Source organism: Dyadobacter sp. CY261, from assembly GCF_021440085.1.
In the GTDB taxonomy this organism is placed as follows: Bacteria; Bacteroidota; Bacteroidia; order Cytophagales; family Spirosomataceae; genus Dyadobacter.
On record NZ_JAKCPW010000005.1, the window covers coordinates 424,851 to 440,163 of the forward strand.

A 15,313-nucleotide genomic window follows, 5' to 3' on the forward strand; every position below is an offset into this window, starting at 1 on the left:
ATTCGTTCCGGAAAAATTAAATTTCTGGTAATGCTTAGTTTTCGGTGTCGCTTACATCCAGCTTCTCCGCTTTGTTCAAAGCGAGAGACAGTGTGATACGTAATGTCTGCGCAAGTGGGCTCCCCTGGGTAGTAGGGAACATATAAGCGAAGTCGACAGCATATTTATCAGCGAAACGCAAGCCTGCGCCAGCGGTGAAGAAACGGCGGTCGCCTTTGTTTTTATTCTCTCCGAAATAACCAGCGCGCAGCGCGAAGATGTTGTTGTACCAGTATTCCAGACCGGTAGCAATGGCTACTTCCTGAATTTCTTCTTTAAACCCGTCCGGAGCATCTGAGAACGATCCGAATACGCCGTCCAACAAAGGCTTGGTATTGATGTTTGTTGTGCCATCCGGTGTGGGAACCATCAGCTTGCTGACATCGACGATGAAATTAAAGCGGTTTCTTCCGTCGCCTGTATATGACAATCCGGTTCCAATTTTCAGGTTGGTAGGAATAAAGTTTTCAGTTTCTGTGCCTGAACCGTAATTGATCTTACCACCCAGGTTGGAAAGCACCGCGCCCAATGACCACACCAGTTCGCTGCCGGTATCCTCATTCTTAAATTCTTTCCTATAGTAAGCGCTGATGTCACCCGCAGCAACACGTGCAGGGCTCAATGAAATGTTGTTAACGACCGCGTTTCCGGCAAGGTTCGAGGAAATATATTTCAACGTCAAACCCATTGAGAAGTTTCTGCCAAGCTGGCGTGAATAGGTTCCGTTGATCGCTACTTCCCGTGAATTGAAATAACCGGTATTGTTACCGATCGCATCCCGCAAATCCAGTTCTCCGTTGTTGAAATAGTTCACGGAAAGCGCCACAGCCTGGCGATCGCCTAATTTCTTGTAGGCAGTCAGATAGCCTAGCCACATATCATCAACCAGGTAGCGCAGCCAGGGAGTGTAAGAAGCTGAAACGCCAAAATCTTTTGTATTGTAAGGAAGCTTTGCCGCATTCCAGTAAGTTGCATTCGCATCGGGGCTGAGCGCTACACCGGCCTCCCCCATAGCAGCACTTCTCGCATCGGGGGCAAATGTTAAAAAGGAAAGTGGTGATGCCGGAATTCTTCTTGTGGAATTCTGCTGGGCGAAAAGCGTACCTGATGTTAAAAAGAATAGTGAGGATAATGTAACAAAAAAAAGTCTCATAGAAATTGGATTTGCGATAGGAAGTGCTTTATATCAGCCTCTTCAAAGGGTCAAAAATACAATGAAAGATAGTTAATACTAAAAATTTAATAAGTTTTATTATCCTAAGGAGATCGGATCAATTTACCTGCTTTTTGATCGGTGGAATTGTCTTTTAACGATCTAATCCGTAAATGGTAGACAAGTGATTCGCCAACCGGTATTGCTTTTACCCACTGCGCGAGGTCCCACATTTCCCTGATTACGGGCTCGCTGTTATAGTAAAGCTTTTTATAAGTACCCAAAAGTTGCCCATTGATAAGCAATATATTAAAAATTAATTCTACGTCCTCGTTAGCCCGGTCGTGCCCGAGCTCGAATGTAAGGTCCTTCTGAAATGGGTTAGGGTAAACTTTAAAGGCGTTGAGTTGAATTCCCTTGGCTGGGCCTACTAGAAACCCGAACGCTATTTCAGAAAAGTTAGTATATGCGTCCCATACTTTTGCGCGGACAATATATTTTCCGGCGGGCAGATTTTCCAACGGATAAATGATTGCACCCGATTGATAATTATTCAGATCGGCCACGTAATAATCATTCAAAACAACTGTAAGCGTATCATTCAAAGTCATCGTAATGTCATGCCCGATTCCCGCACGGGAAATGTTGATTCCGCTCTCGTCACTCATTCGGAGAACGAGCGAGGAGGACGGCTCGACGGTGTCGCCATCCCGGAAAGCAGGTGTGTTAAGGTACCCGGCTAACTTAGGAGGAATAGTGTCGGTTTGTTGCGGCGCACTTCCTCCAACGATTACCGCGAGTTGCGCGGATGCATCTGAAATACTGTCACCCCGGACGGCATAGATGCTCGCGCGGCCTGTACCCGCGCGATAATCGATATCCTTCGGCATTTGCAGTGTAGATTGAAAGCGGCCTTCCTTCACCGATACGCTTCCGTCAAACAGCTTGCTACGGAACTCGGTATAAGTTTCGGGATTTCCCTCGTTACCTAACGTGCGGAACTCGATTGGTTTGTCATAAATCACCACGCGTGCCGTCCCATTAAACGAGACATCAACCATATTTGTCGCCGGGTCGAAAATTTCTCCACCGAGTGTGACCTTCTGCAATGCGCGCAACGTGTCCGGCAGCGCTGCCCACCGTATGCTTCTTTTTCCCGGCGTCAAGATCATTGATGGATCGGCCAGCAGCGTAAAGTTGCGGTTCAAACTGCCGGCGAGCGCATTGTTTTTGGTTTGCAGGAAAAAATCACCCAGTCGCTGCCCGGATTTCGCATTTAGCAATGCTTCGTAAAATGCCTTGTTCAGCGCAAAGTTTGTGCTGGAATACACCGGCCTCGTTGTACTGATCGCCCCTATTGCCGCACCTTTCGGGCTCAGTACCATCAGCTCCGCCCCTGAAACAACACCCGGGTCGTCGTAACGTCCAAAGTCGCAGGTCGCCGTAATCAGCAGTGGGAGATTGTCCATTCCACGGGCCGAAAGCATATCGGATAACGTCAATACCTGTTCCTCAGCCCATCCGCTCACGCCACCGTGACCGGTATAATTTAGAATGAGCGTGCCCTGATCGATCGCACTTCGGATGGCACGGTTAATGGCGGGGGCTTTCTGTCCTGCGTCTGTAGTCGTTTGCGGCACTTCGTCGATGAATGATCTCACAGAAAACATCCGGTCCTGAATCAGATCAGCCAATTGATCGGCGTGACGTTGATGGATATTGCCGTCGCCGTCATCGGCCACAAACCTGACTGTATTTTTCCACATCCCAACCGATGATTCGTGGCGGATCAGCTTATCGACCACAATTTTCGCTTCTTCCAATGACTTCACCGGCAACCTTCCGATCCCAATGTCGACCGTGTGATCGCCGGCCGTATTTTCATTCCAGTCGCCCTCATTGGCGTCCATAAAACCAAAATAGTCGTCGGAAGAATAGGTATACACCGGATTCAACGATTCCCTGCTTTCATACACTGGCATCCAACCCGCACGCTGCCCTGGCGATTGATTTTGGAGCAGGTTCCGATAGTCATACGTTGCATCACCAAACAATAGAAGATATTTCAGCTTGCCCGGAGTCTTATGATAAAGCTCCTTGACGAAATCACGGATCGCCGTGATGTCGGGGCGCCCGGAAGCGTATTCGTTGTAAATCTGATGGGTTGTTACCACCCGCACGTCAAGCCCATCACGGGCATTCCTGAACCCGGCCAGGCGGTTTGCTTCACGCTCCCAGGCGGGAGGCGTTATAATAAGCAGGTCTGGCGTCGAGGTGCTTGCGATATTCTGATTTCCAACAGTTTGCCAGGACACAGGCGGTAGTGCGTCGCCTGGGGCGAAACTAATATACTTTTGAATACTACGTGCTCCCCTTGCTGTCCAGCGAAAAGCGCCCGCTCCATCTCTTTGCACGATGGCCTCGGGCATGAGCGGGTTTGTAATATTCCAAAGTCTGAATCCTTCCGAGGACCCAAGAAACTGATAGGTTACCGTATCGGTGACCTGCGGCAGGAAATGGTAAATTTGCTGACCTTCGTAGTTCCTGAGCTCCCTTTTTACCTGAAGTCCTATATAATCGAGATAAGCCTCAGCCGAGCTTTGTCCGTTTTTGTTGTAGCTGACATTAATTTTAAAAACTCCCGATACCGGTGCATTCTTCAATGTATAGGTGTTGCCTGTCTGTAGAGCCTTCACGTCGTACGTTCCGGAGCCGACCGTTCCTATTGGTTCCTCGCCCACCGTGGTACCATTCACTTGCCATATGAAACGGGTAGGGACCTGGGCCGCGCCGATAGATGAAGTTCTTAGCTTGAAATCCGACGAAGCCACTACACCAGGTAAAGTGACATCCACGGTAAACCCAGAAGTACTCCCGGCAAGGTATTCGCCCCACCATTCCCTGCCGGATTTAAGGGTGTTTGAAGATTCTGTTTCGTGGTACCAGTAATCATCGAACTGACTGACTGTTTTTGTCGCGGCAACCGAAAGCCCCGCATCAGATTTGATTCGCAACCCATTGCTTTCCGCAAATGTGATAAAATAGAAGCTGGAATCAGAATAGTGATTGATCTGGTGGCGGAGCCCCGCTTTCGAAGCATCATATTGGGTCACGTGGGGACCTTCCGCATAGAAATACACGGCGTCACCTTTGTCGAATTTTCCATCCTCTTCACCACTAACCCAAATGGCATTCTCCATCAAAGCGTTCACATAACCGGACTTGTTGGATTGCGGTATCATCGCCCCGCCATTTCCATAAATGCGGATACCAGCGGGGCGCACGACGGCAATGTCGACGCCCATTTCTGAAAGCAAACCTGCATCGATGCGATAAATACCGGACTCAGTCACTGCCAATTTGAACCATTGACCGTCAGATAATACCGATTTTTGTGCGTGGGAAAAAAAGGAAATCAACAATGTCAGGCTGACCGACATTGCATAAACTGCTATTCTCCGGACATCAGCATGCTTCAACCAATGCATGAGCAGGGATCGTGTAGAGACGCTGAGAGGCCTTGTCCGTGCAGAGTACACGCGTGCGCCGAAGCGTTCCGCGTGTAAAAAGCCTGTCCTGAAAAACGAAACTCGTTCCTTCGTCCAACTGAAAAAGACATACTTTACCGGTAATCAATTCCTGCTCATCGTGCTTTCTGAGTGCATTAAAAAGTTTCTGGTCACCGCCGGTCGATGCAGCGGGGTTTTGAGCATAACGAAGCAAATGAACGAGAATGTCTGCGGGAAAGATACTTTCGCGCATGACCGGCAGCAGCAACTCCCGGAACTCGTGCTTCCATTCGGCACCGTGTGGCGCTACCCTTCTTCTGCCACGACCTTTATATTTATAATGCACAATGCAATGTGCGACTTCGTGCAGGTATGTAATCAGAAAACTATAAGGATTAAGATTTGCATTAACCGTGATCCGCGGTACTATACCGGGTTTTACGGTGAAATCACCGAGGCGGGTGCGGCGTGGACGCGAAAGAAAAAAATCAAACCGGTGGGTGCGGTACAACTCCTGGCAATATTCAGCTGCCGCATCTGGCACATACGACCCCAAAGACATGTTTTTCATCCTCGAATAAAAAAAGAAAAGCCCTATTTTCATAGGGCTTTTCAAGATTTTCGACTTGTACGTCTGATTACTTTTTAGTTGTATCAGCAGCAGTAGTGTCAGCAGCAACAGTTGTGTCAACCGCAGCAGTAGTATCAACTGCAGGAGTTTCAACAGTTACAGCAGTAGTATCAGCTGATTCGTCAGCAGGTTTGCTAGTACAAGCAGCGAAAGCTACCATCCCGGCAACAAACGCAAATGCAAAGAATTTTTTCATTTCTTGGGTGTAATTAAGGTTCGGTGTAAAGGTAATACCATCGAATTGAATATTCCTAAATTTTGAGTTTGTATTTTTCCAAGAACTTAAAATTTCCTTAGAAAATTCTTGATCCGCTTTAATTTATCCTATTAATTCTAACATTCCCCCTAAACACTTTCCAGTTTTTCATTGAATGCCCTGACACACGCAGCGATTTCGGGCAACAACTCCTGATTAGCTTCAATGCCGTTACCGACAACAATCACATCTGCGCCTGCATTCAATGCACTATCCGCCTTTTCATAAGAATCGATACCACCACCGACGATAATCGGCGTGTCCACAGTGGCGCGTACAGCTGCGATGGTTTCGGCAGGAACCGGGAACTGGGCACCACTGCCCGCGTCTAGAAAAATATTTTTAAGCCCCAGGTATTCACCGGCGAGCGCGGTGCACGCTGCAATGCCCGGTTTGTCACGGGGCAGCGGAGTAGTATTGCTAATGTAAGATACGGTGGTGAGCTTGCCACTTTCGATAAGCATATAGCCTGTCGGCAGCACTTCGAGGCCGCTTCTTTTTAGCAACGGTGCAGCAATAACGTGTTGCCCTATAAGCAATTCAGGATTGCGGCCGGATATCAGCGATAACAGCAGGATTGCATCGGCGCCAGGTTCGATGTGCAGGCTGCTACCAGGGAAAAGAATGGCCGGAATGGCCGTGTATTCATGAATAGCGGCGATCAGCTTATCGATCGCATAGTTAGTAATGAGGCTTCCGCCCACAAAAAAAAAGTCAACGCCGTGCCCAGCCGCGTATTCGAGGAATTTCGGGAAAGTGGAAAGGTTGATTTTATCCGGATCAAGGAGAACAGCAAACGATTTCCTTTTTTCTGCTTTACGTTCGGAAAGGAGGTCTGCGATTTGATGTTTCGCTGCTTTCATTCGGTTTTTCGTTCGTCTTCAATAAAATGTTTTAGCTTCTGGCGCGCCCACCCCACAGCCAATGTCCAGGCTAAACTTTGAACGGCTTGTCCGACCGCAGACTGGGTTTTGATTTTGGAGATTTTCACTTTATCAACAGGCACAACCGGTTCTACCAAAATTTCCTTTTTCTTTTTCCCTTTTGGCAATAGCGCATTCATCACTACGAAAGTGGTCGCGACGACCCCACCGATCACCAGCGCTTGCTTTCCGTAAGTAGTGGCTTCCTTTTTAAGCCCGCTCCACTGTGTTTCCAGCTTTTCGCGGTACAGATCGGCGTCCTGCACCAGACCTTCTTTGTCCTTGTCCGTATCGGATGAAAACGGCTTGGTGATTTTTACCGAAGAATCTGTTGAAGAACTCATCTCAAATCTGTTTAAATAGTGCCCTGAGAATTTTCAAAAGGAATCCAAAAATAGCAATTCAGAGAAACTTATTGCCAAATAAAGCAGCCAAAAAGCATTATTCCTCTTTCACACTGACAAAACGAACGATTATTTTCCGGATCAGCCGGATCCATGTTTCCTTCCAGATGATGATGGCCGTAAGCTTAACGATGAAAACGCCGAGCAATATAACGAAGCCCAGGTAGTCGCTATGAAGCCACTTGTTTAGGAACGTACCTAATAGTATAACGAGCAGAATCAGGATCGTAAGGCCTATGCAAAGCAATATGGCCGCGTAAATCCCCATTACGACAGCCCGCTCGATCTTATCACGGGTTTCAATCTTAAATAGGTCGATCCGCGTTTCGAAATATTTAAAAAGGGTGTCCTTGATTTCTTCCAGTTGACTTAGCATAGCGGTAATTTTCAAATCATGTGAAAAGATTTTGTGCCTTACGACAGACTTTCCCCACATCAATCTAAAAACATACCAAGGATTGCCGAAACGATCGAAACCACCAGGCCAAAGAACAGTGCAGGAATGAAACCGTCTATCCGAAACCCGTCTACAAGCGATGCTGCGAGGTAAATGATGAAAACATTGATGACGAAATAGAAGATCCCCAGCGTAAGAATGGTAATGGGCAGTGCGAGGATCTGGAGGACAGGTTTGAGGAAGGTGTTGAGAATACCCAGCACAATGGCGACTATAATGGCCGTTCCGGTGCTGGCAACTACAACCCCCGGAACCAAGTTTGCGGCAACGATTATCGCCAAAGTACTGATAACAAGACGTAGGAGTAACTTCATACGGATCTGGTTTTTATTGATGACGGCTACGAAGTACGTCAATTACCTCATCTAAGTCAATGTTTTTTTGTTCGAGCAGAACAAGCAAATGGAACAGCAAATCCGACACTTCGCTCTTGAAAAGATGGTCGTCGTTATCCTTCGATTCAATCACCACTTCCACCGCTTCCTCCCCCACTTTCTGCGCGATTTTATTAATCCCTTTTTTGAAGAGACTACTCGTATAAGACTCTTCCGAAGGATTGAGTTTTCGTTCACGTATTACTTCTTTTTGAAGGTAGTTCAGGAAAGCAGCCTCGCCCGAACGTGTGTCAGCAATTTCCGGCTGGCTATTTTTTTCCCCAAAACAAGTATCCGCACCGGTGTGACAAACCGGGCCTGCGGGTGTCGCCTTGATCAACAAGGTATCGCCGTCACAATCTGCCGCAATTTCGTTTACAAACAAGAAATTGCCCGATGTTTCACCCTTCGTCCACAGGCGTTGCTTGCTCCGGCTGAAAAATGTAACGGTACCTTGCTGCCTCGTTACGTCCAATGCTTCTGCATTCATGTAGCCAAGCATCAGCACTTTACCGGTGTGTACGTCCTGGATAATGGCCGGCACAAGCCCGTCGGCCGATTTATTAAAGTCAATGGATGAAAACGTCTCGCTCATTTGTTATTGTTCAATTAAAACACCCGCTCGGACCACAGCATTGGGGCTTGCTGGCCACCCGGGTTGATTGTGTTTGATAAAACTTCGCGCCGTTACCGGGTAATCCGGATCGGCAGGTCTTTGTTTTTGAGATAATCTTTCAAATCCGGAATATCGATTTCCCGAAAGTGGAAAATGCTTGCTGCTAATCCGGCATCGGCCTTTCCTTTGGTAAATACGTCATAGAAATGCTCCATATTGCCCGCGCCACCGGATGCTATTACAGGGATATTGGCATTACCCGAAATGGTCGCAGTCAATTCAAGCGCGAAACCGGCCTTGGTTCCGTCCGTATCCATCGATGTTAACAGGATCTCTCCCGCCCCGCGCTCCTCCACTTCCTTCGCCCAGGGTATCGAACGGATTTCCGTCGCCTTCCTGCCTCCATGCGTGTGGACAATGTGCTCATGGCCACTTTCCGTTTCAATGTAACGCGTATCGATGGCGACAACAATGCACTGGCTGCCAAATTCGAGAGACAGCTCATTGATCAGATCCCGGTTCCGCACCGCAGCCGAATTAATCGAAACTTTGTCGGCACCTGCATGCAGCAACGCGGACACGTCTGCAATCGACGAAATGCCACCACCGACTGTAAAAGGAATATTGATGGTCTGCGCTACTCTGCGAACGAGATCGATAAATGTCGAACGACCGTCGACAGTGGCCGTAATGTCAAGGTAAACCAGTTCGTCGGCCCCCTGCGCGGCGTATAATGCGCCGAGTTCGACAGCGTCACCCGCGTCACGCAAGTTCACAAAATTAACCCCTTTGACCGTCCGGCCGTCTTTCACATCGAGACAGGGAATGATTCGTTTTGTAAGCATATATTAAACTGAAAAACGCTGTAAATCGGTCAGGCTTATCCGGTTTTCGTAGATGGCTTTACCGATGATCACGCCGTAAATGTTCATTTCCGCCAGTTTTTCCACATCCTCGATCCCTGCGATCCCTCCGCTGGCGATGATATTCAGGTCAGGACATTTATCCTGAAGGTTTTTGTATAAATCAAAGGAAGGACCTTGCAGCAGGCCATCCTTCGCGACATCAGTACTAACCGTGTATTTCACCCCTTTCTCCACATATTCTTCCACAAAATCATACACCCAAATGGACGTGCCTTCCTCCCAGCCACTTACCGCGATCTTCTCATTCTTGGCATCCGCTCCGAGGATGATCTTTTCGCCTCCGTATGTTTTCAGCCAATGTTCGAATAACTCGGGCTGCTTTACGGCGACGCTACCCCCAGTAACCTGCTTTGCGCCGCTTTCGAATACAATTTTCAGATCATCATCCGATTGAACACCGCCACCGAAATCGATATGCAATGAGGTTTGGGAGGCTATTTTTTCCAATACTTTCCAATTGACGACCTTTTTAGCCTTTGCACCGTCAAGGTCAACTAAATGCAATCTTTTTAAACCTGCATCCTCAAACTGTAACGCTACTTCCAGCGGGTTTTCATTATAAATCTTTTTCTGACCATAATCGCCCTGGGTAAGACGAACGCATTTGCCTTCAATCAGGTCGATAGCGGGAATAACATGGATCATGGGTTAGGGCAGGCGGTTATTAAATTTTAAGAAAATTTTCAAGTATTTGCTGGCCTGCATTCCCGCTGATTTCGCAGTGGAACTGGGCGGCGTAAAAGTTGTCTTTGTGCAGCATTGCGCTGAATGGTAATGCGTAATCGCAGCTCGCTACAGTGTATTCGCAAACCGGTGCGGCATAACTGTGTACAAAATAGAGATATGCATTGTCTGGCACTCCGTCCGTCAATGGCGATTGGTAATCCGAGATATTATTCCAACCCATATGCGGCACTTTCAAACCGGCAGATGCTGGAAATCGCTTCACATCCACATCGAAGATACCCATGCATTCGGTATTGTTCTCTTCAGAAAACCGGCACATAAGCTGCATTCCTATGCATGTCCCAAATACGGGCTGTTTCAATGAAGGGATTACTTTATCGAGACCTACATTTCGCAAATAGCTCATGGTGGTACTAGCCTCGCCCACGCCCGGGAATATTACCTTGTCGGCGGAGCGGATCTCGGCTTCATCGTCGGTATAAAGATAACTCGCGCCAATGCGGTCGAGCGCGTACATGACCGACTGCACGTTGCCTGCATTGTATTTGATAATGACGGTTTTCATACCATTTTATGCTTGAAATCGACAATAAAAAAGCCCGATCTTAACAATCGGGCTTCATGGGATACTATGTATTCAACCTTATTACAACACTACTTGCAAAAACACATCACCCTAGACGTCCGATAACCCGAAGGCCACGATGCAAATGATATGTTTCAGCTGTTAACATGCCACAAATGTAAGTAATATTTACAATATGAGGATAAATCCATCGTAAATATTACATTAAAATTTGCTTAGAAATCTTCTTACCTTGCAGTCAACAAATGGCGCTGAACCATGACAAAAACAACCATTCTGTCACTATTATTCCTGCTCATTACCTTGATTACCGTTGATTCCCAGGCGCAAACCAAAGACCTCGCCGATCGTCTGTTTAAGATACACGAAACTTACCGCGAACAGACCCTTACCCAGCGTCGTTTCAAACAAAAAGACATTCTCCCGCTGATTTCCAAGCGACAAGGCAATGCGATGTACCAGATCGAAACCGTGGGCGAATCTTTCGAAGGACGGGCTATTCAAATGATCAAGGTAGGGAATGGCAAGAAAAAGGTGCTGCTATGGACGCAAATGCACGGCGACGAGCCTACTGCGACAATGGCCAGCTTCGATATTTTCAACTTCCTGGAAGGCAGGAACGACGGTTTCGACGAAATCCGTAAAAAGCTGCTCGACAATACTACATTATACTTTGTTCCGATGCTCAACCCCGACGGTGCCGAACGCTACCAGCGCCGTACCATGCAGGGCATCGATATGAACCGCGACGCCGCTGCCAGGCAGACCCCGGAAGCGCAAATACTGAAAGGCCTCGTCGACCGCCTCAAACCCGATTACGGTTTCAACCTGCACGACCAGAGCCCGCGCTACTCCGCAGGCCGCAGTCCGAAAGTGGCGACGATTTCATTCCTGGCAACTTCTTATGATTACGAATTATCGATCAATAATGTGCGCGAGCGTTCCATGCAACTCATCGTGGGCATGAATAAGATCCTTCAAAAATACATTCCCGGACAGGTGGCGCGCTATGCCGACGACCACGAGCCGCGCGGGTTTGGGGATAATGTACAAAAATGGGGAACTACGCTCGTCTTGATTGAATCGGGTGGCTATGTGGGTGATCCGGAGAAGCAATATATCCGCCAGCTCAATTTTATGGCGATATTGTCCGCGCTGGACAAGATTTCGGACAATTCACTGACAAAAGAAAACCGCGAAGAGTATTACAATATTCCTGAGAATGGTCGCTGGGTCTACGACCTGGTAGTGCGTAACGCAACCGTGCGGCAAACCGGCAAATCATTCACAGCAGACCTTGGGATAAACCGTAACGAAGTCAGTTATTCCAATGCGACGAAGTTCTTTTATTACAGTAAAATTGAAGATTTCGGAGATTTACATCCGCAATACGGCAGCCAGGAAATCGACGCTACGGGTCTGACGATCGAAAAAGGAAAGGTTTATCCGACGACTTACAAGAATGTCAGCGAGATCAGTAAGCTGAATGCATTGAACCTGCTGAAAGAGGGTTACACCTATGTACGACTCGCGCCGGATGCCAACACGCGCGCACTCGGACTTTACTTCACCACCACCCCGCTACATATACTCCGGAGCGGTCAGGCGGTGCCGTCCGGCACGCCCGGATTAGGCAATACAGCCACTTTTATCCTCAAAAAGGCGGGTAAGGTGAAATATGCCGTCATCAATGGTTTCGTACATGACCTCGACGATTTCAATAGTGAAAAAGGACAAGGAATCATTGAGTAAGCGGCTGATTTTTAAGTAAAAGTACAATTTTTAAATAATTGACACGTAACACAGGGTTAACATTGAGGTAACATTAGCGATCTACTTTTGTGTCGAAAATTTGACACCTTAAGATGAGAACTAAGCTTTTTACATTACTGTTCACCCTCTCTGCCGTTATCACGGCGTTTGCAGACCCAGGCACAATCCGTGGGTCGATTAAAGACTCGAAAACCAAAGAGGCCCTTATCGGAGCCTCCGTGTTGATAGAAGGCACCCAGATAGGTGCTGCTGCCGATGTCGACGGCAATTTTGTACTTTCCAATGTTCCTGTCGGAAATCACAACATCATTATTTCCTTCGTCTCCTATCAAACCAAAAACATCCCCAACGTCCGCGTAGAATCCGGAAATACGACCGTTATCGACACGGAACTGGATGAAGAAGGTAAGGCATTGCAGGAAGTTGTCGTTCGTGGAAGTCGCGCTACCAACACCGAAGTAGCCGTTATCAGCGAAATAAAGCAGCTCAAACCCATCGCAGTCGGTATCTCGGCAGCTCAAATCCAGAAATCACAGGACCGCGACGCAGCTGCGGCTATCCGTCGTGTACCGGGGATCAGTATCGTGGATAACCGTTTCGTGATGATCCGCGGCTTGGGCTCGCGCTACAATGCGGTACTCATCAACGACGTCATCACGCCTTCCAGCGAAGTTGACACCCGTGCATTCTCATTCGACCTCATTCCAAGCAATATCATCGACCGGATGATCGTCTACAAATCCGGTTCGGCAGAATCCCCAGGCGACTTCGCAGGCGGTGTGATCAAAATCTACACGAAGCGCCGTCCCGACCAGAACTTCACCGATGGAGCCATTACCGTGGGCTACCGTGCCAATACAACATTCCAGAGCGTTCAGTCCCATTCCCGCAGCGGCGCCAACGTGCTCGGCTTGTGGGGTGCCGATCAGTCGCTTTCGAGCGCGTTCCCAAAACGTTCGGCTGATTTCAATACGCTCACCTCAGCGGAAAGAGCTGCTTACGGAAGGATTTTGCCAAATACATGGGCGCTGAAAAATGTAAACGTTACACCTGATCTGCGTCTCGCATTCAACCTCGGCCGCCGTTTCGAGGTCGGCAATGTCGACGTGAGCAACATCACGAACATCAACTACTCTCTGACCAGCCAGTTTTCAGACATCGATTTGAAACTGTACCAGAATGGTCTGAACGCAAATGACGTTTTTGAAAAATACAAAGATTCCAACTACTCCCGCCAGACGCGTATTGGCGTACTGCACAACTGGACATTCCGCTTCTCCCCTGTTTTCAACCTGGAATGGAAGACTTTGTTCAACCAGATGGGCAATACTGAAACCGTTGCCCGCGAAGGTCAGCGTGTAGTAGACGGGTATGACATTAAAAATTATTCTCAACGCTTCGAAAACCGCAGCATCGTTACAACGCAGGTTTCCGGTGACCACAAAATCGGCGATCTAACCAAATTGAACTGGATTACTGGTTTTGGCTACACAGGTCGCTGGGAGCCGGACTGGAAAAGAATCCGTTTCCAACGCCCGACTCCCGACGCTGGCAGCGAGGCTATTCCTTACCAGGCAGTTGCGCCAATCGACCCGAACCCGATTGATCTCGGACGCTTCTATTCGAAATTGAACGAACGTGTACTGACTTTGGCCGCTAACGGCGAACATACATTCGGCAACCCTGTTGACCGCGAACCCAACAAGATCCGCTTCGGGATCTACGGTGAACGTAAAGACCGCGATTATTCAGCACGTTTCTACGGTTACACCAATGTTGGCAATGCCTCTGAAATCCTCCGCGGTGACCTGGGCTCGATTTTCACTCCTCAAAATGTTACCGGCGTAGATGGCGGTCTGACCATTAAAGACGGAACCAAAGATCTGGATTCGTACACCGGTATCAACAACTACTATGCAGCTTACCTGAGCGGCGATGTAAACTTCGGTTCAAAAGCGATCCTTACCCTCGGCTTCCGCGGCGAATACAACAATCAGCAATTGCACTCGACTGTGGTGAATGAAAAAAAGGAGTTGGTAAACAACATCGTATTCATTCCGCTTCCGTCCTTGAACTTCACTTACAAGCTGAGCGAAAAACAGAACCTGCGTCTGGCTTACTCCTCAACCCTTAACCGTGCCGAGTTCCGTGAAATGGCGCCGTTTACCTACTTCGATTTCAACCTGCTGGCTGATATCCGTGGTAACACTGCGCTGAAAACCGCTAAAATCCAGAACATGGATGCGAAATGGGAGTTTTATCCTACACAGAATGAGCTAATCTCGCTTACTGGTTTTTACAAACATTTCAAAAACCCGATCGAAACATTCCTGATCCCGACGGGCAATGGTCTGGCCTACACGTTCATCAATGCCGGCTCGTCGCGGAGCTACGGGGTTGAAGCAGAGATACGCAAAGGCTTTGCACAGGCATCAAGCCGCTTCCTGCAAAACATCACACTGGTTGCAAACGCATCGCTGATCAAAAGCAGCGTAGACCTCGGACAGGTAGTGGAAGGACCGGATTTGAGTGGTGCCATTCAGAAATACGACCTGACAGGCATTACCGACAGCAAACGCCCAATGGCTAACCAATCGCCATATCTCGTGAATGCCGGTGTATACTACGCAGAAGAAGGCGGCTGGCAATGGAACGTGCTTTACAACGTATTCGGACAACGGATCTTCGCGGTGGGTAATGCCGATAACCCGACGGTTTATGAAATGCCCCGCAACGTGGTGGATTTGAATATCAGCAAAAAATTCAAAAGCAACCTTGAACTGCGCCTTGGTATCCAAGACATCTTCAATCAGCCGGTACGTTTCTCGCAGGATTTCAACCGTGACGGAAAAATCGGCAGTGATGTGACTACCAAAGGGCCAAATGCAGACCAGGATATCCGCAGGTTCAAACGCGGCAGCTACTTCACCCTGACCGCTGCTTACAATTTCGGAAGAAGAACAATCATACCATAATTCA

General features: G+C 48.2%; 14 protein-coding genes. 2 read left to right on the forward strand and 12 right to left on the reverse strand.

Annotation, left to right across the window (positions count from 1 at the left end; translation table 11 throughout):
• Positions 1 to 34 precede the first annotated feature (34 nt).
• The 12 genes from porV to hisH form a co-directional block, all read right to left on the reverse strand.
• Positions 35 to 1,192, reverse strand: coding sequence for a type IX secretion system outer membrane channel protein PorV (gene porV, locus LZD49_RS16850; protein ID WP_234668734.1), 1,158 nt, complete (start codon positions 1,190 to 1,192; stop codon positions 35 to 37).
• Positions 1,193 to 1,296: 104 nt separating this feature from the next.
• Positions 1,297 to 4,680, reverse strand: coding sequence for a type IX secretion system sortase PorU (porU, locus tag LZD49_RS16855; RefSeq protein WP_234668735.1), 3,384 nt, complete (start codon positions 4,678 to 4,680; stop codon positions 1,297 to 1,299).
• Entirely contained in the window at positions 4,658 to 5,272 is a 615-nt protein-coding gene (locus LZD49_RS16860; protein WP_234668736.1) for a hypothetical protein, read from the reverse strand. Before LZD49_RS16860 ends, porU begins: the two co-directional genes overlap by 23 nt.
• 67 nt (positions 5,273 to 5,339) lie before the next feature.
• On the reverse strand, positions 5,340 to 5,528 hold the full coding sequence (locus LZD49_RS16865; RefSeq protein WP_234668737.1) for a hypothetical protein: 189 nt from the start codon (positions 5,526 to 5,528) through the stop codon (positions 5,340 to 5,342).
• 149 nt (positions 5,529 to 5,677) lie between these two features.
• Positions 5,678 to 6,451, reverse strand: coding sequence for a geranylgeranylglyceryl/heptaprenylglyceryl phosphate synthase (locus tag LZD49_RS16870; protein ID WP_234668738.1), 774 nt, complete (start codon positions 6,449 to 6,451; stop codon positions 5,678 to 5,680).
• A complete protein-coding gene (locus LZD49_RS16875) occupies positions 6,448 to 6,855 on the reverse strand; it encodes a hypothetical protein (RefSeq protein WP_234668739.1) in 408 nt (135 codons plus the stop codon). Before LZD49_RS16875 ends, LZD49_RS16870 begins: the two co-directional genes overlap by 4 nt.
• A 97-nt stretch (positions 6,856 to 6,952) precedes the next feature.
• Positions 6,953 to 7,291 (reverse strand): phage holin family protein, encoded by a 339-nt coding sequence (locus tag LZD49_RS16880; protein WP_234668740.1) that lies wholly within the window; start codon positions 7,289 to 7,291, stop codon positions 6,953 to 6,955.
• Between the two features lie 59 nt (positions 7,292 to 7,350).
• A complete protein-coding gene (locus LZD49_RS16885) occupies positions 7,351 to 7,686 on the reverse strand; it encodes a phage holin family protein (RefSeq protein WP_234668741.1) in 336 nt (111 codons plus the stop codon).
• A 13-nt stretch (positions 7,687 to 7,699) separates the two neighbouring features.
• The gene (gene hisIE, locus LZD49_RS16890) at positions 7,700 to 8,341 is read right to left on the reverse strand and encodes a bifunctional phosphoribosyl-AMP cyclohydrolase/phosphoribosyl-ATP diphosphatase HisIE (protein WP_234668742.1); all 642 of its coding nucleotides are present in this window, start codon (positions 8,339 to 8,341) and stop codon (positions 7,700 to 7,702) included.
• Positions 8,342 to 8,433: 92 nt separating this feature from the next.
• Positions 8,434 to 9,207 carry an imidazole glycerol phosphate synthase subunit HisF gene (hisF, locus tag LZD49_RS16895; protein WP_234668743.1) on the reverse strand — a complete coding sequence of 258 codons (774 nt, stop codon included), beginning with the start codon at positions 9,205 to 9,207 and terminating at the stop codon, positions 8,434 to 8,436.
• 3 nt (positions 9,208 to 9,210) lie between these two features.
• A complete protein-coding gene (gene hisA / locus LZD49_RS16900; RefSeq protein ID WP_234668744.1) occupies positions 9,211 to 9,933 on the reverse strand; it encodes a 1-(5-phosphoribosyl)-5-[(5-phosphoribosylamino)methylideneamino]imidazole-4-carboxamide isomerase in 723 nt (240 codons plus the stop codon).
• 19 nt (positions 9,934 to 9,952) lie between these two features.
• Positions 9,953 to 10,540, reverse strand: a complete 588-nt coding sequence (hisH, locus tag LZD49_RS16905; protein WP_234668745.1) for an imidazole glycerol phosphate synthase subunit HisH — start codon at positions 10,538 to 10,540, stop codon at positions 9,953 to 9,955.
• A gap of 279 nt (positions 10,541 to 10,819) precedes the next feature.
• Between hisH and LZD49_RS16910 the strand changes: the two genes are divergently transcribed.
• The gene (locus LZD49_RS16910; RefSeq protein ID WP_234668746.1) at positions 10,820 to 12,313 is read left to right on the forward strand and encodes a M14 family zinc carboxypeptidase; all 1,494 of its coding nucleotides are present in this window, start codon (positions 10,820 to 10,822) and stop codon (positions 12,311 to 12,313) included.
• Positions 12,314 to 12,426: 113 nt separating this feature from the next.
• Positions 12,427 to 15,309, forward strand: a complete 2,883-nt coding sequence (locus LZD49_RS16915) for a TonB-dependent receptor (RefSeq protein ID WP_234668747.1) — start codon at positions 12,427 to 12,429, stop codon at positions 15,307 to 15,309.
• Positions 15,310 to 15,313 lie beyond the last annotated feature (4 nt).